This is a genomic window from Fenollaria sp. (assembly GCF_057222035.1).
Window position 1 is genome coordinate 95726 of record NZ_JBXXYC010000001.1, and the last position, 23102, is coordinate 118827.

General features: G+C 33.4%; 26 protein-coding genes. 24 read left to right on the forward strand and 2 right to left on the reverse strand.

The features are described 5' to 3' along the window. Positions 1–4 precede the first annotated feature (4 nt). Genes AC2UOP_RS00485 through AC2UOP_RS00515 form a run of 7 tightly spaced genes read left to right on the forward strand, consistent with a single transcriptional unit; the run spans position 5 to position 5524 of the window. Positions 5–1012 carry an NAD(P)H-dependent glycerol-3-phosphate dehydrogenase gene (locus AC2UOP_RS00485; RefSeq protein ID WP_070598684.1) on the forward strand — a complete coding sequence of 336 codons (1008 nt, stop codon included), beginning with the start codon at positions 5–7 and terminating at the stop codon, positions 1010–1012. Then, positions 999–2225, forward strand: a complete 1227-nt coding sequence (locus tag AC2UOP_RS00490; RefSeq protein WP_070598685.1) for a biotin/lipoyl attachment domain-containing protein — start codon at positions 999–1001, stop codon at positions 2223–2225. The genes AC2UOP_RS00485 and AC2UOP_RS00490 overlap by 14 nt, the downstream gene beginning before the upstream one ends. Then, positions 2225–2914: a YggS family pyridoxal phosphate-dependent enzyme gene (locus AC2UOP_RS00495; protein WP_480019298.1), complete on the forward strand. Its 690-nt coding sequence runs from the start codon at positions 2225–2227 to the stop codon at positions 2912–2914. Before AC2UOP_RS00490 ends, AC2UOP_RS00495 begins: the two co-directional genes overlap by 1 nt. 10 nt (positions 2915–2924) lie before the next feature. After that, positions 2925–3371: a cell division protein SepF gene (locus AC2UOP_RS00500; RefSeq protein WP_070598687.1), complete on the forward strand. Its 447-nt coding sequence runs from the start codon at positions 2925–2927 to the stop codon at positions 3369–3371. Further along, positions 3371–4144 (forward strand): YlmH family RNA-binding protein, encoded by a 774-nt coding sequence (locus tag AC2UOP_RS00505; protein WP_070598688.1) that lies wholly within the window; start codon positions 3371–3373, stop codon positions 4142–4144. The genes AC2UOP_RS00500 and AC2UOP_RS00505 overlap by 1 nt, the downstream gene beginning before the upstream one ends. Positions 4145–4151: 7 nt before the next feature. Continuing rightward, positions 4152–4619 carry a signal peptidase II gene (gene lspA, locus AC2UOP_RS00510; RefSeq protein WP_019214653.1) on the forward strand — a complete coding sequence of 156 codons (468 nt, stop codon included), beginning with the start codon at positions 4152–4154 and terminating at the stop codon, positions 4617–4619. Continuing rightward, positions 4610–5524, forward strand: a complete 915-nt coding sequence (locus tag AC2UOP_RS00515) for an RluA family pseudouridine synthase (RefSeq protein WP_484832284.1) — start codon at positions 4610–4612, stop codon at positions 5522–5524. The genes lspA and AC2UOP_RS00515 overlap by 10 nt, the downstream gene beginning before the upstream one ends. On the opposite strand, the gene AC2UOP_RS00520 is transcribed toward AC2UOP_RS00515, so the two are convergent. Continuing rightward, complete coding sequence (locus tag AC2UOP_RS00520) at positions 5508–7220, reverse strand: Rqc2 family fibronectin-binding protein (RefSeq protein ID WP_484832285.1); 1713 nt, start codon at positions 7218–7220, stop codon at positions 5508–5510. The two genes, AC2UOP_RS00515 and AC2UOP_RS00520, sit on opposite strands and share 17 nt — an antisense overlap. A gap of 119 nt (positions 7221–7339) precedes the next feature. On the opposite strand from AC2UOP_RS00520, the gene AC2UOP_RS00525 reads away from it, so the two are divergent. From AC2UOP_RS00525 to AC2UOP_RS00600, 16 genes are read left to right on the forward strand one after another with little or no spacing between them, the layout of a single operon-like run. Next, complete coding sequence (locus tag AC2UOP_RS00525) at positions 7340–8221, forward strand: YicC/YloC family endoribonuclease (RefSeq protein WP_484832286.1); 882 nt, start codon at positions 7340–7342, stop codon at positions 8219–8221. Between the two features lie 7 nt (positions 8222–8228). Beyond that, entirely contained in the window at positions 8229–8468 is a 240-nt protein-coding gene (locus AC2UOP_RS00530; protein WP_019214657.1) for an extracellular matrix/biofilm biosynthesis regulator RemA family protein, read from the forward strand. After that, a complete protein-coding gene (gene gmk, locus AC2UOP_RS00535) occupies positions 8469–9080 on the forward strand; it encodes a guanylate kinase (RefSeq protein ID WP_019214658.1) in 612 nt (203 codons plus the stop codon). Continuing rightward, positions 9077–9262 carry a DNA-directed RNA polymerase subunit omega gene (gene rpoZ, locus AC2UOP_RS00540; protein ID WP_019214659.1) on the forward strand — a complete coding sequence of 62 codons (186 nt, stop codon included), beginning with the start codon at positions 9077–9079 and terminating at the stop codon, positions 9260–9262. The genes gmk and rpoZ overlap by 4 nt, the downstream gene beginning before the upstream one ends. Position 9263: 1 nt before the next feature. Further along, entirely contained in the window at positions 9264–10457 is a 1194-nt protein-coding gene (gene coaBC / locus AC2UOP_RS00545; RefSeq protein WP_484832287.1) for a bifunctional phosphopantothenoylcysteine decarboxylase/phosphopantothenate--cysteine ligase CoaBC, read from the forward strand. After that, positions 10457–12811, forward strand: a complete 2355-nt coding sequence (gene priA / locus AC2UOP_RS00550; RefSeq protein ID WP_484832288.1) for a replication restart helicase PriA — start codon at positions 10457–10459, stop codon at positions 12809–12811. The genes coaBC and priA overlap by 1 nt, the downstream gene beginning before the upstream one ends. Positions 12812–12820: 9 nt before the next feature. Then, the gene (def, locus tag AC2UOP_RS00555; RefSeq protein WP_484832289.1) at positions 12821–13324 is read left to right on the forward strand and encodes a peptide deformylase; all 504 of its coding nucleotides are present in this window, start codon (positions 12821–12823) and stop codon (positions 13322–13324) included. Beyond that, positions 13324–14256, forward strand: coding sequence for a methionyl-tRNA formyltransferase (fmt, locus tag AC2UOP_RS00560; RefSeq protein ID WP_484832290.1), 933 nt, complete (start codon positions 13324–13326; stop codon positions 14254–14256). Before def ends, fmt begins: the two co-directional genes overlap by 1 nt. After that, positions 14256–14969 (forward strand): zinc metallopeptidase, encoded by a 714-nt coding sequence (locus AC2UOP_RS00565; RefSeq protein ID WP_484832291.1) that lies wholly within the window; start codon positions 14256–14258, stop codon positions 14967–14969. The genes fmt and AC2UOP_RS00565 overlap by 1 nt, the downstream gene beginning before the upstream one ends. Next, complete coding sequence (gene rsmB, locus AC2UOP_RS00570) at positions 14962–16248, forward strand: 16S rRNA (cytosine(967)-C(5))-methyltransferase RsmB (RefSeq protein ID WP_484832292.1); 1287 nt, start codon at positions 14962–14964, stop codon at positions 16246–16248. The genes AC2UOP_RS00565 and rsmB overlap by 8 nt, the downstream gene beginning before the upstream one ends. 1 nt (position 16249) lies before the next feature. After that, positions 16250–17281 (forward strand): dual-specificity RNA methyltransferase RlmN, encoded by a 1032-nt coding sequence (gene rlmN, locus AC2UOP_RS00575; RefSeq protein WP_484832293.1) that lies wholly within the window; start codon positions 16250–16252, stop codon positions 17279–17281. Between the two features lie 12 nt (positions 17282–17293). Next, positions 17294–18025, forward strand: coding sequence for a Stp1/IreP family PP2C-type Ser/Thr phosphatase (locus AC2UOP_RS00580; RefSeq protein WP_070598697.1), 732 nt, complete (start codon positions 17294–17296; stop codon positions 18023–18025). 10 nt (positions 18026–18035) lie between these two features. Continuing rightward, positions 18036–20066, forward strand: coding sequence for a Stk1 family PASTA domain-containing Ser/Thr kinase (pknB, locus tag AC2UOP_RS00585; protein ID WP_484832294.1), 2031 nt, complete (start codon positions 18036–18038; stop codon positions 20064–20066). Continuing rightward, the gene (rsgA, locus tag AC2UOP_RS00590; RefSeq protein ID WP_484832295.1) at positions 20066–20926 is read left to right on the forward strand and encodes a ribosome small subunit-dependent GTPase A; all 861 of its coding nucleotides are present in this window, start codon (positions 20066–20068) and stop codon (positions 20924–20926) included. Before pknB ends, rsgA begins: the two co-directional genes overlap by 1 nt. 1 nt (position 20927) lies before the next feature. After that, positions 20928–21578 (forward strand): ribulose-phosphate 3-epimerase, encoded by a 651-nt coding sequence (gene rpe, locus AC2UOP_RS00595; protein WP_480019310.1) that lies wholly within the window; start codon positions 20928–20930, stop codon positions 21576–21578. Further along, complete coding sequence (locus tag AC2UOP_RS00600; protein ID WP_484832296.1) at positions 21568–22212, forward strand: thiamine diphosphokinase; 645 nt, start codon at positions 21568–21570, stop codon at positions 22210–22212. The genes rpe and AC2UOP_RS00600 overlap by 11 nt, the downstream gene beginning before the upstream one ends. Positions 22213–22311: 99 nt before the next feature. Here the strand turns inward: AC2UOP_RS00600 and rpmB are convergent, their stop codons facing one another. Then, positions 22312–22503 (reverse strand): 50S ribosomal protein L28, encoded by a 192-nt coding sequence (rpmB, locus tag AC2UOP_RS00605; protein ID WP_019214672.1) that lies wholly within the window; start codon positions 22501–22503, stop codon positions 22312–22314. 232 nt (positions 22504–22735) lie between these two features. On the opposite strand from rpmB, the gene AC2UOP_RS00610 reads away from it, so the two are divergent. Continuing rightward, positions 22736–23098 (forward strand): Asp23/Gls24 family envelope stress response protein, encoded by a 363-nt coding sequence (locus AC2UOP_RS00610; protein WP_019214673.1) that lies wholly within the window; start codon positions 22736–22738, stop codon positions 23096–23098. Positions 23099–23102: the final 4 nt, after the last annotated feature.

A 23102-nucleotide genomic window follows, 5' to 3' on the forward strand; every position in this document is an offset into this window, starting at 1 on the left:
AGTTTTGAGAATTTCAGTAATAGGTGGAGGTAGCTTCGGTTCAGCTCTAGCTATACACCTAGCAAAGAGTCAAGAAGAATTAAGTCTATACATTAGAAATAAGGATTCTTACAATTTAATAAAAGAAACTCGAATGAACAAAAAATATTTAAAGGATGTTAAAATTCCTGAGAATATAGTTTTAATTAATGACATAGAAGAAGCGGTTAAAGACGCTGATATCGTTGTACTTGCGGTACCTAGTCAAGAACTAAGAAATGTTTTAAAGACTATAGAAAATTATATTGACGAAGAGAAAATTTTTGTCAATGTTAGCAAAGGTATTGAAATAAGTACGCTTAAGACTATGAGCGAAGTTTTTTATGACTTCAATCCAAAGGCAAGATTTGTTTCACTATCTGGTCCATCACACGCAGAGGAAGTTGCTGTTGGCATACCAACAACCATTGTCAGCGCATCAAGATCTGTTTCTGATGCAGAGCTAATTCAAGATATATTTTCAAATGACAATCTAAGAGTTTATGTCAATGATGACCTTTTAGGTGTTGAACTTGCTGGTGCAACTAAGAACATCATTGCTCTAGGAAGCGGTATATGTGAGGGGAGAGGCTACGGTGATAATACTAAGGCGGCTTTAATCACAAGAGGCATACATGAAATAACAAAGCTTGGGCTTGCACTTGGCGCTAAAGCATCGACATTCTATGGACTTGCGGGCATAGGCGACTTAGTTGTTACTTGTACTAGTAGGCACTCAAGAAACAAAACTTGTGGTGTATATATAGGCGAGGGATTATCGGCAGAAGGCGCTATTGACAAAGTAGGCATGGTTGTCGAAGGCATAAAAACTACTAAATCAACTTATATGCTTAAAGAAAAATATTCAGTTGAAATGCCTATAGTTGATATGATGTACAAGCTTTTATATGAAAACTATCCTCTAGACAGCGTTGTTGCTGAGCTTATGGGTAGACCACTAAAGCATGAGATGGAAAAATATGAAGATAGATAAGAAAAACGGTAAGGGATTTTCGAGCTTTTTAGGAGCGCTAGTAGCCTTCATATTTATAATCGTAGCATTTAATACTATAATCACATCATTTTTTAAAAAAGATGTTAAGACTGAAACACCTGTTGAAGAAGTTTTTTATAATTCTGTTGTGATGAATGCTGCATTAATTAAGACTGAAGAGGTTTATCAAGCAGGAAGAAATTCTTATTTCACAACTCAAGCCAAAGAAGGCGAAAAAGTTAAGAAAGGTCTTGAGAATTTAAGCGTAACAAAGAGCGCAAATGATGTGATTGATAAAAAGTTAGCAGCAATAAATAAAAGACTTAAGGATCTTGATTATGATACATCTGATGATATTGGCTTAGATAACAAAGTGATGACATCAAAAATTAAGGCTTTACAGATAAGTATAAATCAAAAAAGATACGAAGATTTATCTCAAATTTTAAATAGCACTGAAGATGATGAGGATAAATACTATGAAAGTATTAAAAATTACTCCATTGACAAGCTTTTAGAGATGAAGGATGAACTACTTATAAATAAAAGAAGCGATGCACCATCAATTAGAGTGTCAATGTCGGGTATAGTTAGTTATTTTATCGATGGGCTTGAAGATAAATACACGAACAAGAATTTTGATGCTATATTCGAAAAAGATTTACTTGAAGATAGCAAGAACTACAGTATAAACAAAGCGCAGAGCAATGATAAGTTCAAGATATTCGATAATTTTTCTATGAATATCTTAGCTTTTTCTAACAATGAAAAACTTGAAGATGTAGGTGTAAATGATGTAGTCCTAATTGAGTGGGACTTGACTGGGACTAAAACTTATGCTAGAGTACTTAAGAAGGAAAAAGTTGATAAGACTTATAAATTTTTATTAAATATCAGAGAGAGAATATCTGAGCTTTATAAAGATAGATTTTCTAAGATGGAAATAATTTTTGATGAGTACAAAACTTTTAAATTGCCAAAGAGTGCTTTAATTGATAAAGGTAGCGAAAAAGGGGTATATATTAAAGACATAGATAATACCATTAGATATAAAAGAGTGCTTTTAGTCGGCAGTGACAGAGATAACATATATGTGATGAGAACTGACGATAACGGGCTAATGAAGTATAAGAAGCTAAAATTTAGAAGTATAAAATATTATGACGAAGTTGTGGTATTCCCATCGACTGTAAAGGAGGGCGACATACTATAATGAGTGTAAAAGAAAATTTAATAGATCTTTTAGAATCTATTGATAAAGAAATAGATCTTGCTGGCAGAAAAAAAGATGAAGTAAAATTACTTGCAGTTACAAAAACTGTAGATATTAATCGAATCAAAGAGATTAAAGAATTTGGTCTACACGAGATTGGCGAGAACAAAGTTCAAGAGATAGAAGAAAAGTATGACGCTTTAAAGGATGATTTCGAATTTCACATGATAGGCAGTCTTCAAAAGAATAAGATAAATAAGTTACTTGGTAAGATTAAGCTGATTCATTCGCTTGACAGCCTAAACCTTATCGAAGCGCTTGACAAGAGACTAGCAAGTAATAATATGGAATTAGACGGTTTATTGCAAGTAAATATCTCTAAAGAGGAGTCAAAGAGCGGCTTCTACAAAGATGAGGTAGAAGAAGTTTTAGACAAAATGCACAAGTACAAGAACCTACATATATTAGGCTTTATGACTATGGCTCCGTTCACAGAGGATGAGGCTGTTGTTAGAAGCACATTTAGAGGTCTTTACGAGCTAAAAGAAAAGATGGCTAGCAAAAAATTTGACAATGTCAATTTAAAATATCTATCCATGGGTATGACGCACGATTATAAAATAGCAATACAAGAAGGCTCAAATATTTTGAGGATTGGCTCAAAGATATTTGGCGAAAGAAATTATTAGGAGGTTTATTATGGGTTTTATGGACAAAGTTAAGTATTTCTTAGGATTCGGCGATGACGATTACGATGAAGAATACTATGACGATGAAGATGAAGTTGTAGAAGAAGAGCCACAAAAGGAAACATCTATCTTCTCAAGAAAAAAAGAAAAGGAAAATGTTGTTCCTATTCAAAGAAAAACTGGATCTATGGTGATCACAGTACAAGAACCACTTGGCTACGATGAAGCACCACTAATTATTGATGATTTAAGATTAGGCAAGGCAGTTGTTGTTAATTTTGAACAACTAGAAGCAAGTGTAAAAAGACAAATTTTTGACTTTATCAACGGCGGTATCTATGCTATTGATGGAAGCATTCAAAAAGTGACTAGAGACATCTTTGTTTTAGCACCAAAGAACGTTGCTATAGACGGCTTAAAAGATGAACTTAAAAGCAGAGGCATGTTTCCATTTTAATGAATAAGTCAAAAAATTTAGATCATATCAGTACTGAGAACAAAGAAATTGCAAGAAGGGTTATAGATCTTTGTGAGATCGTGGCAAAGACTAGATCTATACAGTGCACAGACTTCTACAACCCTTTTGAAGTGAAGGAGCTTTCTTCACTTATCAATACGTATGATACTATAAGTTTTAGCCTTATTGGGAATGAAGATTCTGAGAGTAAGGCTATTTTAATTTATCCTGATTACATGAATGAAGTAAACGCAGCTGATTTTGTAAGCCTTATACGCATAGACAAGAAGGATTATGATATTGCTCATAAAGACGTTTTAGGCTCGCTTCTTTCACTTGGCATCAAGAGAGAGAAGGTCGGTGACATAATTATTAATGACGAGGCTATATATTTTTATATTAGAAACGAAATTTTAGATTATGTTTTACTCAATTTAGAAAAGATAAAAAATTACGGAGTAGACCTTGAGGTGATTGATTTAGAAACGCCTCTAGCTCGCGCGATAGATTATGAGGAAAAGCTTGTGACGTGCGCATCAGCAAGACTTGATTTGGTATTGGCAAATGTTTATAATTTATCCAGAAGTGATGCAAAAAACGCCATAGAAGCAGGTCTTGTGAAAATAAATTACAAGGTGACATACAAGATTAGCGAAACGCTTGATGTAGGCGACATGGTATCTATGCGTAGACGCGGACGCTTTATTGTAGGCGATTACTTGGGTCTTAGTAAAAAGGATAAACTTAAACTTGTTATAAAAATTGTAAAGTAGGTGTTATATGATTTATTTTTTAATAGTGGTACTAGCGATTGCTTTGGATCAAATAACAAAGTATTTTGCTAAACTTCATTTGGATGGCAAAGCTGCCTATGAAATAATTCCAAACTTTTTTTCTTTTGATTACGTTGAGAATAGAGGCGCGGCTTTTGGCATTATGCAGGGCAAACATATATTTTTCTTTATAGTTACCTTCATTGCCATAGCAATAATTTTATATATTTTCATAACAGAGTATAAAACTCTTATGGTATATGAAAAAGTATTTCTATCCTTTTTCTTAGCAGGAATCATTGGTAATTTTATTGATAGAGCCTTTAGAGGATACGTTATTGATTTTATTTCGTTTAAGTTTGGCTCATACCAATATCCATGCTTTAACCTAGCTGATAGCTACATGTGTGTGATCATAGTTTTATTTATTGGCTACTACATTTATAGAAAGATTAAAGATAAAAAATGCAAATAAAAGAAATTAAGATAGATGATCAAGATGCTGGTCAAAGGCTAGATGCATTTTTAGCAAATTTTGATGAGAGCAAGACGAGGTCCATGTACAAAAAGCTTATTGAAGAAGGATATGTTAGTGTTAATGACAGCCTCTCAAAACCATCATACAAAATAAATGTAGGGGACATTATTGAAATAAAAGAAAAAGAGTCAAGGCGCTTTGAAAAAGTGTCCATGGATATAAAAGTTCTCTATGAAGATGATGATATAGCTGTCATCGATAAACCAAGAGGTCTTATAGTTCATCCTACAAATGATGACGAGCTAAGTCTTGTGAATTTTTTATTATATAGATTTGACTCACTAAGCAGCATTGATGAATCAAGGCCGGGCATAATCCACAGACTTGATAAGGATACTAGCGGCCTTATTATAATAGCAAAAAACAATGAAGCACATGAAAAGATGAAAGAGCTATTTAAGTCGAGAGAGATTTATAAAGAGTACATTACCATCGCCGTGGGTACTTTTAAGGATGAAGTGACTATAGTTGATAAGGGCATTATGCGTGACCCGATTAAAAAGATCAAGATGTGTGCCTCAGATGAAGGCAAAGAAGCTCACTCCGAAATCCATTTACTTAAACAAAATGAGGATTATGCTTATTTAAGTGTAGTTATTAAAACAGGAAGAACGCATCAAATTAGAGTTCATCTTGCTTATATTAATCATCCAGTTCTTGGCGACAAAACTTATGGATATAGAGGAAAAATAAAAATGGACGGACAAGTCTTACATTGCAGAAAAGTAAGTTTTATCCATCCAATTACAAATAATTTAATAACAATAGAAAGTGATTTGCCAGAATATTTTAAAGAGGCACTAATCAAAACGAATTTATATAAAGCTAAAGATCTACAGTGATGGTTTTGAAGTTCACATAATTAACGAGGCCGGTCTTACCGCTTGGATGTTTTTTAACATTCTTTCTCGTAGTGAAGTCAACATCAACCTTGTTAGAGTCTTTGGCTTTTGAATTTTTTGCGGCAATTTTAGCTGCGAAGACTAAAAGCTCATCGTTTGGGTAGCCATCTGACTTGATTACGACGTGTGATCCGGGAAAGCCTTTTACGTGCATCCATACATCGTTTTTGTCAGCAACTTTGAAAGTGATATACTCATTTTGCAAATTGTTCTTGCCATAATAAACTTTACTTGTATCGTCATAATCAACAGAGTGTATGGCGATTTTTTTTGGCTTATTTTTTATTTTTTTATCTTTTTTAATATAATTATTCTTTATTAACTCAAAATATATCTCATCAAGGTTCTTTACATCGTCAGTTCTGTCTATAGCGTCACTTACAAGCTCAAGATAATTTATCTCATCTTCAGTATTTTCAATTTGCTTTTCTAAAACTATCTCTCTTTGTTTCATTTTTTGATATCTCTTGTAGTATTTTTGTGCGTTTTGCACGGCCGATAACTTTTGATCAAGAGGAACTGAAATTTCATTCATATTGTCATAAAAATTCTCAAGTTTAACCTCTTTTAGTCCCTTAGAAATTTTGTGTATATTTGATGAGATAAGGTCAGCGTATACCTTGTATGCCTCTCTGTTAGCACTTTCAAGCATCTCTTCTTTTTGCTTTTGTAATTTATTTTTAGCCCTCTTAAGATTTGCGCTTATAGTATGTCTCATGTTTTGCGAGCGCTGCGCTATTCTGTCTTTTTGGTCCTTTTCATAATAATATTTATCCAGAAGCTCACTTATGCTAGAAAAATTTTCTTTCTCAAGCGAAGCGTATTGATTTAGGCTGATGGCGTTGTAGGCACTCTTTCTTTCGCTTAGCTTATAAATATTGAAGCTATAATTTTTTTCTTTAACTTCTTCAAAAGTTTTTATAAAAGATGAAATAAATTTATTCGCATCATTCTCATCAAGATTTTTAAGAAGATTCTTATCATCTATTGCTGCATCGAATAATATTTTATTCGCAATCTCAGTACTTAGGCCAAGGAAGGACCTCATTAAAAAGTCTCTTAGCTCAAGATCAGCGTTATTAGTCATCATATTTTTAAGATCTTCTTCACTAACGCTTATAGGTGAGACTCTATCAAAGACAGGAGGCCTTTCATATATAAGACCTGGCTCTATCTCTCTTTTGCTAGACATGACAGTAGAAACTCTTTTAATTGCATCAATAACCTTGTGATTTTCGTTGCAAAGAACTATGTTTGAGTACTTGCCCATGATTTCAACGACAAGATAATAAAGAGCTTCTTCATGAAATTCATTGTAGCCACTAAAAACAAATTGTGCGGCTCTATCAAAACCAAATTGCTCGACCTTAACGAGCTTTGATCCAGACAGATTCTTTCTAAGTATCATAGAGAATAAAGGTGCTTCACTAGGATTTTCTTTACTAATCTTGCTCACATAAAAGCGCGGATTATTACTCGAAGCACTAACAAGTACTTTAAAAGAACCATCTTTGCTTCTCATATTAATCATTATCTCATCTTTTTCAGTTTGATATATCTTGCCGACCCTTGCACCGATGTAATTATTATTGAACTCATCAGTCAAGGCTCTTGTTACTATTGCGTCAAATGACATTTAATCACTCCTTACTTATATTATATACAAAGTTACTCAGTTTAAATATGAAGAATTTGTCATATTCTATATATATTTTTATAAATAAATGGTATAATATATGCATAAGGAGTGAGACTATGTTAAAGAGTATGACCTCATACGGTTCTAGCGAATATGTTTGTGAAAAATATAAAATAAAATTTGAACTAAAATCTGTAAACAACAGATATTTTGATTTAAACCTAAGAAGCCCGCGCTCGCTTATCGAGTACGAGGACAAGATTAGGCTTGCAATTAAAAAAAGAGTATCCAGAGCAAAGATCGACTGCTTTCTAACAGTTGTCTTTCTAGAGGATGATCCTAACGATGTTGAAGTGGATTTAGTATTTTTAAGAAAATATATGAAGGCGCTTAGCTTAATTAAGGAAGAGCTTGGCCTTGATGACGAGATTAAGCTTGAAGACATAATCAGTCAACAAGAAGTTTTAAGCATAGTGAAAAATAATTACGAAAGTGATGAATTTTTAGATATAATGCTTGAAACACTTGAGAAGGCACTTGATAATTTTGACGACATGAGAATTAGAGAGGGAGAAAATCTTAAGAGCGATATACTAAACAATCTTACCGCAATTGAAGAAAATGTTGATAAGATTAAAGAGATCTACATTGATTATACAGATGAATACAAAGAAGATTTTATGAAGAAATATAATGAGCTCATCGAGGACAAGAGCATCATCGATGAAAAAAGACTTGAGTTTGAGCTTGCACTATTAGTCGATAAATACGCCATCGACGAAGAGATAGTAAGGATGTATAGCCACATATCTCAGTTCAAGTCCATGCTTAATTCAGACGAGGCCATTGGCAAGAAGATGGATTTTTTAATTCAAGAAATGAACAGAGAGTCAAATACTATACTTAGCAAGACTAAAAACATTGAAATATCTAAGATAGGCGTTGAGCAAAAGAACCTTATCGAAAAGATTAGAGAACAAATACAAAATATAGAGTAGGTGAATTATGGAATACATTAACGTAGGATTTGGTAATTTAATCAATAAACATAGAGTCATAGCTGTCGTTGGACCAGAGTCTGCTCCTATAAAGAGATTAATTATGGAGAACCGTGACACAATCAGACTCATAGACGCGACTTGCGGCAAAAAAACTAGAAGCGTTATCATCATGGATAACGAGTCCATAGTTCTTTCAACGCTAGCAACTTCAACTATTAGCGAAAGATTGAATGGAGGTAATTAGATGAAAAGAGGTTTTTTGATAGTTCTTTCCGGACCTTCTGGCTGCGGTAAAGGCACTGTTGCTGACGAACTGTTTAGACGCAACGACGACATAGTCTTTTCAGTCTCAGCAACAACTAGAGAAGCTCGTCCAGGCGAAGTAGATGGCAAGAGCTACTTCTTCTTAAGCGAAGAAGAGTTTTTAAAGAAGGTAGAAAACGATGAGTTCTTGGAATATGCTAGCGTTCACGGACATTACTATGGAACTCCAAAAGATTTTATCACTAAAAAGATAGAAGAGGGAGAGATAGTACTGCTTGATATAGACGTTCAAGGTGCACTTCAAATAAAACAAAAGATGAAAGAAGTAGTCTTTATATTTTTAGTACCGCCATCGATGTCGGAGCTAAAGAGGAGATTAGTTGGCAGAGCGACTGAGAGCGAGAAAGATTTAGAACTTAGAATTGCGAACGGTTTTAAAGAGATAAGCTTCGTTGAAGAATATGATTTCTTTGTAGTTAATGATTATTTAGAAGATGCCGTTAGAGATATCGAGGCTATAATCAAAGCTGAAAAGCATAGAGCGAAGAGATTCAAATATATAAAAGATAGAGTATTGGGGGAAAACAAATGATTTATATTAAAAATAAGGAAGATTTAGAAAAATTATCAAGATATGCCTTAGTTATGATACTTTCAAAGAGAGCTAGGCAAATAGTTGATGGAGCTGAAGCAAAAGTTGACACTGAGTCACACAATCCTGTATCCATCGCTATGGATGAATATCTTGAAGACAAGATAGAATACGATATTTAAGATGAAGAAAAACATTGTAGTATGTGTTACTGGCGGCATAGCAGCTTACAAGGCGGCAGATCTTGTATCTAAGCTTTCAAAAGTACACAACGTAAGAGTACTTATGACGAGGGATGCCGTTAAATTTGTTGGCAGCGAAACGTTTAAGATACTTTCAAAAAATAATGTTTATACGGATGTCTTTAATGACGAGGCTAAACCTATGCACATAGAAATAGCTAAGTGGGCAGACATCTTTGTTGTGACGCCTGCATCAGCTAATACTATAGCCAAACTTGCAAACGGCATCTGTGATGATATGGTAACTTTAGCATTTTTAGCAAGCAAGGCAAAAAAACTTGTTGTTCCAGCCATGAACACAGCTATGCTTGAAAATTTGGCAACACAAGATAATATTCAAACGCTTAAAGATAGAGGCATAGATATACTTGATTCGGACAGCGGACTGCTTGCTTGTGGAGACGTAGGCAAGGGCAAAATGCCAGATCCAGATAGAATAATTGATCGAATTGACTATTTATTATCAGAAAAAGATCTTAAGAGGTATAAAATACTTGTAACAGCTGGTCATACAGTAGAAGCGATAGACCCTGTTAGATATATCTCAAACCGATCAACAGGCAAGATGGGTTACCAAATCGCTTTAAAAGCTTATAATAGAGGAGCGAATGTCACTTTAATCATCGGACCAAATGATCTTGATATAAAAGATCCATTCAATATTATTAATGTTGTCTCATCAAAGGATATGTATGAAGCGGTTAACAAAGAGTTTGAGAGCGCTGATGCCTTAATCATGGCGGCTGCTCCAGCTGATTTTACTCCAGCAGAATACAGTGAAGAGAAGATTAAAAAAGATGATAGCGACAATCACGATATTAAAATAAAAAAGACTGATGATATAATCAAGTCGCTTAAAGATAAAAAAGATGACAAAGTCGTGATAGGCTTTGCGGCTGAATCAGAAAATGTTATCGCAAACGCAAAGAAAAAACTTTCATCTAAGGGTGCTGACATGATAGTCGCTAACGATATTACACTTAAGGGATCAGGCTTTAAGAGCGATGAGAACAAAGTAAGTTTTGTATATAAAAATAAAAATGCGACATCATTTGATTTAATGAAAAAAAGTGAGCTAGCTGATATAATTCTTGATAATCTAGCTGTACTATTAAAAGATAGAAAGAAAAATTAATGTTTGCTCAAGTTGTTATTGACACAAAATCGAGAGTTTTAGATAGAGTTTTTACTTATAAGACTGACGAAACCATCAGCGTTGGAACTAGAGTTTTAGTTCCATTTGGCAGGTCCAATAAGCCTAGCATCGCTGTGGTTTTAAACACTTGTGATGAAGTAGACATAGATGAAGCAAAGATTAAATCCATAATCAAGGTGCTTGATGAGAAGGCAATCATCGATGAGAAGATGATAGAACTCGCTCTATGGCTTAGAAATAGATACATCTCGACTTATAATGATGCACTTAGACTTGTTTTTCCGCCAGGAGGCATTAAGGAGCTAGAACTTTTTTATTATGCTAATGTCGATGCACATGGACTTGAAAAGGACAAGGCATATAAAAAAGAAGATTTACTTAAAATCATGACGCTTAATGATTTTAATAAACTCGTTAAAGAAAATATTTTAATTGAAAAATATAAGATTAAGCAAAAAGTTAAGGAGCATTACGAAAAATACATTAGCCTAGTGACTTATGATGAGAAAGCGAGTGAAAAGCAAAGAGCTGTACTTGATTATTTAAGAGAGAATGATGGCATCGCTCTTGAAAAAAATATAATCACTAGCCTTAATATATCTTCATCACCTATAAAAACTCTTATAAAAAAAGGCTTAGTTAGAGAAGATTTTATTCAAGAATCAAGAAAAAGAGGCTACGATGTGTCTTCTTATGAAAAGATTAAGCTTAACAAAGATCAAGAAAAAGTTTATATGCGCATGGAACGCTCCATTGAGCATAATTTAGGTGAAAAATTTTTATTAAGAGGCGTGACTGGATCGGGCAAGACAGAAATTTACCTACATCTTGTTGAAAAATGTCTTCAAATGGGTAAAGATGCTATAGTACTAGTACCTGAAATAAGTCTTACACCACAAACTATTAGACGCTTCATAGGTCGTTTTCAAAGAAAAGTACATGTACTTCACTCAAAACTAAGCTTATCAGAACGCTTTGATGAGTATGAGGATATAAAATCAAATTCACCAAGCATAGTTATAGGCGCAAGGTCAGCGATATTTGCTCCGTGCAGAAACTTAGGACTTATAATTATGGACGAAGAGCACGATCAAAGCTACATATCAGACATGAATCCAAAGTATCAAACAGACGAAGTAGCTTATTATAGAAGCATGAGCGAGGAAGCAACGCTATTACTAGCAAGTGCTACACCATCGATATCGTCTTACTATAATGCTAAGCATGGCATATATGAGCTACTTGAGCTTGATAAAAAGGCAAAAGGACAAAAGGAAGCTGATATAGAGCTAGTCAATATGATAGATGAGCTTCAAAGAGGAAACATCAGTCAAATATCATCAAGATTTTATGAAATTATTGATGAGAATCTTAAGGCAAAGAAGCAAAGCATAGTTTTTTTAAATAGACGCGGCTATAACAAAGAAATATTTTGTAAAAAGTGCGGCTATACCTTTACTTGTGACAATTGTGACGTGAGTATGACTTATCACAAGGGCATAAATAAGCTTAAGTGTCACTACTGTGGTCTTGTGAAAAATATTCCGAAGACTTGCCCAAGATGCGGGGCAGAGGCCCTAAGCTTTGCTGGTTATGGTATAGAGAAGGTCGAGGAACTACTTAGAAAAACTTTTCCAGAAGCAAAAATACTTAGAGCAGATAGCGACACAATCAAAACAGAGGATGACTACATCAATTTATATAAAAAAATGAACTCAGGAGCAGTCGATATACTTATTGGCACTCAGATGATTAGCAAGGGGCTTGACTTTAAAAATGTTGATGCGGCGATCATCGTATCAATCGATGCTAATTTAAATTTCCCAAGCTATTCGGCAAGTGAAGACACTTATAACTTAATCACTCAAGTTGCTGGCAGAGCTGGTCGCGATGAAAAAGGCAGAGTGCTTCTTCAAAGCTACGCTAGCGATAACGAGACGATTAGCTATGCGATGAGGGGAAATTATGAGGCTTTTTATAGAAATGAGATTGCTTTAAGAAAAGAATTTTTGTATCCGCCATTTATCAATATGATATACATCGTTGGTACTAGTCTTGATAAAAACATCGTTCAAGCTGAGATGGATTACTTAAGAAGCGATATCGAGAGATATTTGAATAATAATGGCATCAGATGCAATGTCTCAAAGCTAATGCAATGCGCGATTGAAAAAATTAACGCTAGCTATAGATATCAAATAATTTTAAAATACACGAACACTTATTCAAAAGAGATAAAAGATTATATTCGCTTCATTTTATACAGAAGCAAATTTGCAAAGAACAAAAAAGTAAATTATAACATTTATATAAATCCAAAAAATTTTTTATAGGAGGTAAAGATGGCACTTAGAAATATTAGACACGATCAAGATGAAATACTTAGAAAACAATCAAAACTAGTTAAGGTTTTTGATGATAAACTTAAAGAATTAGCAGATGATATGATAGAGACAATGAATCATGCAGAAGGCGTTGGTCTTGCTGCAGTACAAGTAGGTATACTTAAGCAAATGATAGTCATAGACATAGGCGAAGGACCGATGGTTTTTGTAAATCCAGATATAATCGAAACATCTGGTAGCTGCGATGATTACGAGGGATGTCTATCAGTTCCAGGTTACTCTGGTGTGGTTGAAAGACCAGAAAAGCTTAAGCTTAAGTACCAAGACCTTGAAGGAAAAGAACATGAGCTTGAGACTGAAGGATTCTTAACAAGAGTTATATGCCACGAGACAGATCATTTGAAGGGTATTTTATATACGGACAAAGCAAAAGAAATGTTCACAAATGACGAGCTTAAGGCAAAATTAGATAAAGAACATAAGATGGCAGAGGCTAAATAATGAAACTCATCTACATGGGAACGCCGTTATTTAGCTTAGCTCCCTTAAAGGCTTTAAAAGATCACGGCTTTGAAATCACCTTGCTAATAACTCAGCCAGACAGAAGACGCGGTAGAAAGATGCAAATCACTTACTCAGAGCTAAAAACTTATGCTCTTGAGAATGACATAGAAGTTTTTCAGCCAGAGGACGTCAATAGTCATGAATCAATAGAAAAAATTAAAAATACTGATGCTGATGTCATCGTTGTTGCTTCTTATGGCCAAATTATTAAAGAAGAAATACTTTATATGAAGAAGTATCATGCAATAAATATACACGCATCACTCTTACCAAAATATAGAGGAGCGGCGCCTGTTCAAGCAGCCATCATTAACGAAGACAAAGTAACAGGCATCACTCTTATGAAGATGTCAAAGGGCCTTGATACAGGAAACATGCTGATGACAAGAGAGATAGCTATAGCAGATGACGATACAGCAGATACACTTACTATGAAGCTATCTAATTTAGGCGCTGAGATGATAGTAGAGTATTTAGCTGGTCTTGATACGCTTGATGAAGGCACTCCACAAGATGATTCAAAGAGCTCTTATGTTAGAATGATTAAAAAAGAGGACGCTTTTATCGATTTTAGTGAAAGTGCTTCAAAAACTGAGCATATAATTAGGGCTATGCAGCCATGGCCAGTTGCCTTCACTACTTATAAGGGTGAGAATATGAAGATATTCTCGGCAGCCATAGTTAAAGATACTAGTGATAAAAAGATAGGTACTATACTAAATGTTAATGAAGATGGCATTTTGATTAAGTGCAAGGACGATGCCATCATCATAAGTGAAGTACAAATGCCAAATAAAAAGAGAATGAAGGTTTCTGATTATATAAGAGGAAATAAGATTGAGATAGGTGAAAGGTTAGGAGAAAGATAATGATAAATTTTTTAATGCTTACTGGAAGATATCATAATTATATAAGCTCATATTTTATATATATAATTCCAGCTATGCTACTAAGCTTATTCGCTCAATATAAGATACAGGCTGTATATAGAGAATACATGGGTAGACTTAGTTCGCTCGGTAAAAGCGGTTCAGAGGTCGCTAGAGCGATACTTGATAAGCATGGACTTAGAAATGTAAATATAAAAGAAGTGCCAGGCACTTTGAGTGATTTTTATGATCCGAGAGATAAAAGTCTTTCTTTGTCAAGAGATATATCCGCTGGCACATCCATCGCTTCAATTGCAGTTGCAGCTCATGAGGTAGGACATGCAATTCAAGATAAAGAGAGCTATCCAATGCTAAACTTAAGAAGCTTCATGGCACCGGCTGTAAGAATTTCAAGCAGCTTAGCAATGTATTTGATACTAGCAGGATTATTTTTTGATTTTACTAGATTATTTGATATAGGTATAATTTTATATGCAGTCATAGTTTTATTTACACTAGTGACACTACCAGTTGAGTTTAATGCATCAAGAAGAGCTTTAAACGAGATAAGATCAATGCCGGGAGTAAACGATGAGACTATATATGGTTCTAAAAAAGTTTTAAAGGCAGCGGCTCTAACATACGTTGCATCAGCTTTTGCGGCACTAAGTGAACTACTAAGACTACTTTCAATGAGGAGAAGAGATGACTAAGATTAACGATAGATACAGAAGCTTTTTGATATTAAAAGATATTTTTGCAAGCGGAGCATACTCAAACATAAGCCTAAGAACTGAGCTAAATAAGATTGACAGCGAAGTATCTAAATCCTTCGTAACAAAGCTTGTTTATGGCGTTGTTGAGAGAAAAAACTATCTTGATTACATCATCTCAAAGCTATCGTCGACAAAACTAAGTAAGATGGATATAGACATAGTCATTATTTTAGAAATGGCTCTATATCAAATCATATACATGGACAAAGTGCCTGAGAGCGCCGCAGTCAATGAGGCAGTAAAGCTTGCTAAGATTGTTAATAAAAGGCTTTCTGGATTTGTTAACGCTAATCTTAGAAATTTTTTAAGAAATAAAGATGACTTGATGAAAGTTGATATTGATTATGAATTTAAACGATTAGCTACAAAATATTCAATTAATGAAGAATTTTTAGAGCTTTTAAAAAATGACTATGATAAAGAAACTGTAAATAATTTTTTAAAGAGGTCCATGGATGAAAGGCTTCTTAATCTTAGAGTAAACACAAAGAAGACTACTAAGGATAGCATCAAAGCAGTTCTTGATAAATTTAATATTAAGTATGAAGAAAGTGAGATATCTATTGATAGTCTTATCATTTATGATAAAGTGAACGATGTTGTAAAAAGTTTATTTAAGCAAGGATATGTTTCTTTTCAAGACGCGACTAGCTCTAGCCTTCAAGATTATATAGAGCTTAATCATGGCGATATAGTGCTTGATTTATGTGCAGCACCTGGCGGAAAATCCATGCACATGGCTGAAAAACTTGAAATTGGCTCAATCACAAGCTGTGATATATATGAGCACAAGATAAATCTACTGAAGAACGAAGCAAATAGACTTGGACTTGATAATATTAATTTTCAGATCAATGATGCCATGAAATTAAATAAAGAATTTATTAATAAATTTGATAAAGTATTGTTAGATGTACCGTGCTCAGGAAGTGGTATAATATCTAGAAAGCCTGAGATAAAATATCAAATCGATTTAAAAGAGTTAAAAGAGCTTAACGATAAGCAGTGGAAAATATTAAATATTTCCAAGGAATATGTTAAAAAAGGCGGCCTACTTGTATACAGTACTTGCAGTATACTTAAGCTAGAGAACGAAATTATGATGAAAAAATTTCTTGAAGAAAACAATGATTTTAATTTGGAAAAATTTATTAAACACATGCCAACAGAAAAGATTAACGATGGCTTTTTCATTTCATATCTAAGGAAGGAATAATTTGAATAACATTATTAACAATATGTATATTTCAGAGCTTGAGACATATTTTTTAGATCTTGGCGAGAAAAAATTTAGAGCAAAGCAGCTATTTGAAGCTATTCATAAGCAAAAGATAAAAAATCTAGATAAACTCACTACATTCTCACAAGATTTAAAAGATAAAATAAATAATAGCTCTGAGATATATGGAGTAAAAAAAGTTTTAGAACTAAAATCAAAACTTGACGAAACAAAGAAATATCTTTTTGAACTTCATGATGAGAATGTGATTGAAAGCGTTTTGATGAAGTATAAATATGGCTACACGGTCTGCATATCAACACAGGTTGGCTGTAGGATGGGATGCGCTTTTTGTGCTTCAACAAAGAAAGGTTTAATAAGAAACCTTTATGCATCGGAAATGCTTGACGAGATATACGAGATAGAAAGACTAAACGATATAAATGTATCAAACATTGTATTAATGGGTAGTGGCGAAGCACTTGATAATTTTGACGAACTTATAAGATTTATTGAACTAATTAGTGCTAAAGAGGGTAAGAATCTATCGAAGAGAAATATAACTATATCAACGTGTGGTCTTGCCGATAAGATTTTAAAATTAGCCGAATACGATTATCCAATAACACTAACGATATCATTACATAATGCAGACGAAGAAGAGAGAAAAAAGATTATGCCGATTACAAGGAAGTATCCTTTTGATGAGCTTATACCAGCTCTTAAAGAGTATCAGGCAAAAATCAATAAAAGGATATCCTTTGAATACGTTTTAATCGATGGACTTAATGACTCTTATCAATCTGCTTTAGATATAAAAAATTTATTAAAAGATATTAAGTCACACATTAATTTAATTCCGCTTAATAAGATTAAAGAGTACGACGAAGAGCCAAGCACTTCTGAAAATATTAATAAATTTAAAAAATATTTAGAAGATTTTGGTTTTAACGTAACTATTAGGCGCGAGTTAGGAGCGGATATAAACGCTTCGTGTGGACAGCTTAGAAATAATTATCTTGAACAATAGGAGGTGGTCTATGTGAATCTTGGTTATGTATCAGATAAAGGCAAAACTAGAAGCAATAATGAAGATAACTTTTTTATCTACGATGATTATCCATTCCCATTCTTTGTAATTGCAGATGGAGTTGGTGGACACAAGGCAGGTGAATTAGCTAGCAAGATGGCGGTCGATACCATTGCCGATGTTTTAAAGAATAAAAATGATGCGGTTTGTATAGACGATGTTGAAGACGCTATAAGAACTAGCATTGTAAGCGCAAACAATTCCATTTACAAATATTCAAAGTTTAATAAAGAGTGTGAGGGCATGGGCACAACAGTTTTGGTCTGCGCCTATTATAAAAACACATGCCTTATAGCTCATGTAGGCGACTCAAGAGCCTATCTTATAAGAGAGCACGAAATAGCTCAGCTAACAGAGGATCATACCTTTGGTAACGAGCTAATAAAAAGGGCTGGAAGCAAGATTTTTAATGTTAAAAATATAGATAACAAAAACGCTTTGACCAGAGCTTTAGGAACAGAGAAGACTGTTGTCATTGACACTTACAAGTTTATTCACAGAAGTGATGACATAGTGCTTCTATGTACAGACGGACTAAATAAAGAGGTTGAAGATAATTCAATACTAGCAATAGTAGAGAAGAATAAGAACATCTCAATGCAAAAGGTAGCTGAAGAATTAAAGGATAGAGCTATACTTATGGGCGGAAGAGATAATGTTACTATAATAACTATAAAAGCTTAGGGGTGAGAAAATGGATAAAATGATAGGAAAACTTTTATCAGATCGATATGAAATATTAGAAAAAATTGGCGATGGAGGCATGGCAACTGTTTACAAAGCCAGATGTAGAGTTTTAGATAGATATGTTGCTATAAAAATTTTAAGACCTGAATATGCAAGCGACGAAGAATTTATAAAGAAGTTTAATAGAGAATCAAAGGCAGCTGCATCATTATCGAGTCAAAATATAGTTGGCATCTACGATGTAGGTACAGATAAAATCGATGAAGAAAGTATTTATTATATAGTTATGGAATATATAGACGGAACTACATTAAAGGATATAATCGATAGCAAGGGAAAACTTTCTGAAGATGATGCAATTGATTACTCAATACAAATACTTAGAGCCTTAAAGGATGCTCATGATCATAATGTTGTTCATAGAGATATAAAACCACATAATATTATGATTACTAAGCAAGGCACAGTTAAAGTAACTGATTTTGGTATAGCGAGGGCATCAACATCAACAACGGTTACAACAACATCAGATGTTCTTGGCTCAGTTCATTATATATCGCCTGAGCAAGCTAGAGGCGGCTATACTGATAATAAAACTGATATATATTCATTTGGTATAGTTTTATATGAGATGCTAACGGGAAAGAAGCCTTATGATGGGGACAATCCGATCTCAGTAGCGATGAAACAAATACAAGATGATATAATTCCGCCGTCTGAGTATATTCCAAATATGAATAAAAATCTTGAACAAATAATACTTAAGTGTACAAGAAAAAAACAAAGTGAAAGATATCAAAGCGTTGACGACATCTTATCGGACTTTTTATACTTAGATGATGAAGGCAGCTTTAATTATAACAAGCAAAATGATAACTGGAATGACGAAACAGTCGTTTTAAAACAAGAAGATATAATTAGAGAAGAAAAAAATGAAAAGATTAAAAGAAATAAGGAGGAAAATATTTCTGAAATGAGACAATCAAACAGAAATCGCCGCAGAAGAAAAAAAGAAAATGGCTTAGTAGGCGTTTTCTTAGGAATAATAACAGCTCTAGTACTAGTTGCTGGACTATTCTTTGGATATAATTACTTAAAGGGCGCTTTAAGCGGAGGCGGCTCAGATGAAGTAGCAGTACCAAATGTTGTGGGCGACGATTTAGATACAGCTAAATCAAAACTTGAAAAACTTGGACTTACTTATGAAGTTGTTGCCAAAGAAAAAACTGATGGCAAGGCAAATATTGTTACAAAACAAGATCCAGAAGCAGATTTTAAAGTTAAAAAAGACTTTAAGGTATCATTAACTATATCCGAATCAGAAGATAGTGTTGAAGTACCAAATGTAGTTGGAGAAACAATCCTTGATGCAGAAAGCATTCTTTATAAATATGGTTTAAAATTAGCAGAACCAAGCTATGAAGAAGACAGCGAGCATGAAGAAGGCACTATAATTAGACAAGAGCCAAGCGAAGGCTCTGTAGCCGATAAGAATAGCTTGATAAAGGTTGTTGTTAGTAAAGGCGATTCTAATGCCATCGAAGTTCCTGACTTTGTAGGCAGAAATAAAGATGAAGTTATAAAAGAAATAACAGATTTAGGATTAAAATATAAAATAACAAGCAAAGACAGCGAAGATTATGATAAAGACATTGTTACAGAACAATCAGTAACATCAGGCTCAACTGTACAAAAAGATGAAGTTATTTCGCTTGTAGTATCTAAAGGCAGAATAGAAAAGCCAGCAGAAGAAGAAAATACAGAAAACAATGATACAAATGAAAAAACAAAAGAAGAAGATAAAAAGCCAAAAGAAAATGCAGTAATTGTTATAGACATAGTTCTTCAAGCTGATCCAGACCTTGATCAAACACACTTCACTATAATTAAAAACTCTAACGGAGTTAAAGAAACTGTCTATGATCAAATGGTTAGCAGAGAAGACGGTCAAGTGAGATTTAAGTATAATGCAAAAGAAGGAGATACCTTCGATATTTATAAGAACGACACTTATATAACAACAAAACAAGCTAAATAATGAAGGGTAAGATAATTAAATCTATCTCTGGCGTTTTCTTTATCGAAAGTGAGGAAAATGTCTATGAGGCAAAGCAGTTAGGAAGCTTTAAAAAACTTAAAATGAAGCCACTTGTAGGCGATATTGCAAACTTTGTAGAAAAAGATGGCTCTTATTTAATAGAAAGCATTGAAGAGAGAAAAAATGAGCTTATAAGGCCAATTGTAGCAAACGTTGATAATTTACTAATAGTCATGACTATATCAACACCGAGTATAAATTTACTCTTGCTTGATAAATTTTTAGTCATGGCTGAGTATAATCACATTAGGCCTATAATTATAATAAACAAAAAAGATATCAAAATTGATGAGCTTATATATAATATGTATAAAAATATTGGCTACGATGTTTTTGAAACAAGCATATATGATGATGAATCCATCCACAAGGTGTTAGAGGAAATAAAAGGACAAACTTCTGTTTTATCGGGGCCATCTGGTGTTGGCAAATCATCAATTATGAATTATCTCAATAAAAATAAGCTGATTAAAACACAAGAGATATCAATGAAACTTAATAAGGGCAAGCAAACAACAAGGTCTGTGCAGTTATATTCAATCGATGAGGCGACAAGCATCATAGATACGCCAGGTTTTACATCACTTGAACTTGACTTTTTGCAAGAGGAAGATGAGTTAAAAAATTATATAAGAGAGTTTAATAAGTATAAGAACAAATGCAGGTTTGCATCGTGTGCACATATCAATGAACCAGATTGTGAGATAAAAAAACAATTAGAAGAAGAAAATATTTCTCACATTAGGTATAAAGATTATCTACTAATGTATGAAGAAATAAAAGCAAAGAGGAGGTATTGACTTGAGAGAGATAGCACCATCATTATTGTCAGCAAACTTTTATAATTTGCAAGATGATTTAGAAAGACTTAAGAAATCAGGCATTAAGTATTTGCATCTTGATGTTATGGATGGAAACTTCGTTCCAAACATATCTTTTGGTCTGCCAATCATTAAATCAGTAAGAAAAAATACAGATTTTATTCTTGACTGCCACTTAATGATTGAAAAACCTGAAAGATATTTGGAAGATTTTAAAAATGCCGGAGCAGACATATTAACAGTGCATCAAGAGGCGACTATACATTTACAAAGAACACTTGCCGAAATCAGAAGATTAGGAATGAAGGCTGGCGTTTCACTAAACCCATCGACAAGTGAAGAAACACTTAAGTACATTATGGATGACCTTGATTTAATACTGATTATGTCAGTTAATCCAGGATTTGGCGGCCAATCATACATCGAAGCTGTTAATGAAAAGATTAAAAGAGTGAGAAAGATGATTGATGATAGCGGCAGAGATATTATATTAGAGGTCGATGGAGGAGTCAACAAGGATAATATTAAAGAATTAGAAGATTTAGGAGTAGATTTATTTGTTGCTGGCTCAGCAGCATTTAAAAATTCGGAAATAGAAAAGAATATAGGAGGATTAAGAGATGATAAATAAAGTAGCGATAGTATTAAATGGACCAATTGATTGTTTTTTAACAGGAAGCATAAGAAATTATGCCTTTGTTATAGCTGTTGATGGAGGTTTGAACCATTTAGTTAAATATGATATGGATGCAGATTTATTCATAGGTGATTATGATAGCGTTAATGACGATGCAAAAGGATATATAGAAACAAGTAATATAACACATGTAGATTACAATGAAGATAAGGATAAGACTGATTTTGAACTTGCCTTAGAATATGTTAAAGAAAAGTGCGAGATAAAAACTGTTGATATTTACTGTGCTATGGGCGGAAGAGAAGATCATACAATGACAGTATTAAATAATGTTTTAGCTTATAGTAAAGATTTAAATATAACTGTTTATGGTGGCGACCAAGCAGTAAAAGTACTTAACGAAGGTGACGAGATTAAAGTTGTAAACAGAATCGATGTTACATCATTCTCAATGGTACCAGTTGATGAAGAATTTACTGTATCAATAAAATCAGCTAAGTGGGAGCTTGATCACGAAACTGTTTCAAGATCTAGTTCATTACTTATGAGCAACAAGGCGATGGGTGATCACGCATTAATCACAGCACATAAGAACAGAGCATTTTTATTCATAACATTGTTCATATAATTAAATAAAAAACACAAATAAAAAATACCGATGCATAAATTTGATATGCATCGGTATTTTATGTATTGAGCAAAAAAAATTGCAGTAAGTCTGCAATTTTTATTCGGCTCTTTGCACCTTGCCTGATCTAAGGCATCTAGTACAAACATTTATTCTTTTTACAGTTCCGTTAACGTTTGCTCTAACTCTTCTTAAGTTTGGCTTCCAAGTTCTTCTTGAGTGTCTTAAAGAGTGAGATACTTTATTACCGGCAATTTTACCTTTACCACATATATCGCAAACTTTTCCCATTTTCTTACCTCCTCTCAAGCTTTAACTACTTAATTATAGCAAAGTTCATTACAAAAATCAAGCTTTTTTTATAAAAAACAAAAAAATTTTAAATAAAATGTCAAAAAAAGATAAAATTTGCATATATATCTTTAAAAAAAAGCTATTTAATGATATAATATAATTAATTATGGACACAAATAATTAAAACTAAATGAGAAAATAAATTTATTAATTGAATGGAGGGAGATTTATGCCTTGTCAATATACTAATGATTTAGGAACTATTAATATTGCTGACAATGTTATCGCTAAGATAGCAGGACTATCTGCCATGGAAAGCTATGGCATAGTAGGTATGAGTGCAATTGATGCAAAAGACGGTTTTTACAATTTACTTAATATGGAAAATTTATCTAAGGGCGTAAAGGTAAGTACAGACGGACAACACGTTGATATATCTTTATACGTTGTATTAGAGTTTGGAGTAAAAATTTCAGTTGTTTGTGACAATATTATTGAAAAAGTTAAATACAATGTTGAAAAGCAAACAGCTATGTCTGTTAAAAATGTCAACGTTTTTGTCCAAGGACTAAGAATGAATGACAAAAAGTAGGAGG

Excerpts from the sequence above, each read along its gene's own strand:
- def (WP_484832289.1), top strand. The coding sequence starts at position 12,821 with ATGGCACTTAGAAATATTAGACACGATCAAGATGAAATACTTAGAAAA.
- priA (WP_484832288.1), top strand. The coding sequence starts at position 10,457 with ATGTTTGCTCAAGTTGTTATTGACACAAAATCGAGAGTTTTAGATAGA.
- AC2UOP_RS00525 (WP_484832286.1), top strand. The coding sequence starts at position 7,340 with ATGTTAAAGAGTATGACCTCATACGGTTCTAGCGAATATGTTTGTGAA.
- AC2UOP_RS00565 (WP_484832291.1), top strand. The coding sequence starts at position 14,256 with ATGATAAATTTTTTAATGCTTACTGGAAGATATCATAATTATATAAGC.
- rsgA (WP_484832295.1), top strand. The coding sequence starts at position 20,066 with ATGAAGGGTAAGATAATTAAATCTATCTCTGGCGTTTTCTTTATCGAA.
- AC2UOP_RS00505 (WP_070598688.1), top strand. The coding sequence starts at position 3,371 with ATGAATAAGTCAAAAAATTTAGATCATATCAGTACTGAGAACAAAGAA.
- AC2UOP_RS00495 (WP_480019298.1), top strand. The coding sequence starts at position 2,225 with ATGAGTGTAAAAGAAAATTTAATAGATCTTTTAGAATCTATTGATAAA.
- AC2UOP_RS00600 (WP_484832296.1), top strand. The coding sequence starts at position 21,568 with ATGATAAATAAAGTAGCGATAGTATTAAATGGACCAATTGATTGTTTT.
- rpoZ (WP_019214659.1), top strand. The coding sequence starts at position 9,077 with ATGATTTATATTAAAAATAAGGAAGATTTAGAAAAATTATCAAGATAT.
- AC2UOP_RS00490 (WP_070598685.1), top strand. The coding sequence starts at position 999 with ATGAAGATAGATAAGAAAAACGGTAAGGGATTTTCGAGCTTTTTAGGA.
- AC2UOP_RS00520 (WP_484832285.1), bottom strand. The coding sequence starts at position 7,220 with ATGTCATTTGACGCAATAGTAACAAGAGCCTTGACTGATGAGTTCAAT.
- pknB (WP_484832294.1), top strand. The coding sequence starts at position 18,036 with ATGGATAAAATGATAGGAAAACTTTTATCAGATCGATATGAAATATTA.
- AC2UOP_RS00530 (WP_019214657.1), top strand. The coding sequence starts at position 8,229 with ATGGAATACATTAACGTAGGATTTGGTAATTTAATCAATAAACATAGA.
- AC2UOP_RS00515 (WP_484832284.1), top strand. The coding sequence starts at position 4,610 with ATGCAAATAAAAGAAATTAAGATAGATGATCAAGATGCTGGTCAAAGG.
- rpmB (WP_019214672.1), bottom strand. The coding sequence starts at position 22,503 with ATGGGAAAAGTTTGCGATATATGTGGTAAAGGTAAAATTGCCGGTAAT.
- AC2UOP_RS00500 (WP_070598687.1), top strand. The coding sequence starts at position 2,925 with ATGGGTTTTATGGACAAAGTTAAGTATTTCTTAGGATTCGGCGATGAC.
- gmk (WP_019214658.1), top strand. The coding sequence starts at position 8,469 with ATGAAAAGAGGTTTTTTGATAGTTCTTTCCGGACCTTCTGGCTGCGGT.
- rsmB (WP_484832292.1), top strand. The coding sequence starts at position 14,962 with ATGACTAAGATTAACGATAGATACAGAAGCTTTTTGATATTAAAAGAT.
- fmt (WP_484832290.1), top strand. The coding sequence starts at position 13,324 with ATGAAACTCATCTACATGGGAACGCCGTTATTTAGCTTAGCTCCCTTA.
- AC2UOP_RS00610 (WP_019214673.1), top strand. The coding sequence starts at position 22,736 with ATGCCTTGTCAATATACTAATGATTTAGGAACTATTAATATTGCTGAC.
- coaBC (WP_484832287.1), top strand. The coding sequence starts at position 9,264 with ATGAAGAAAAACATTGTAGTATGTGTTACTGGCGGCATAGCAGCTTAC.
- lspA (WP_019214653.1), top strand. The coding sequence starts at position 4,152 with ATGATTTATTTTTTAATAGTGGTACTAGCGATTGCTTTGGATCAAATA.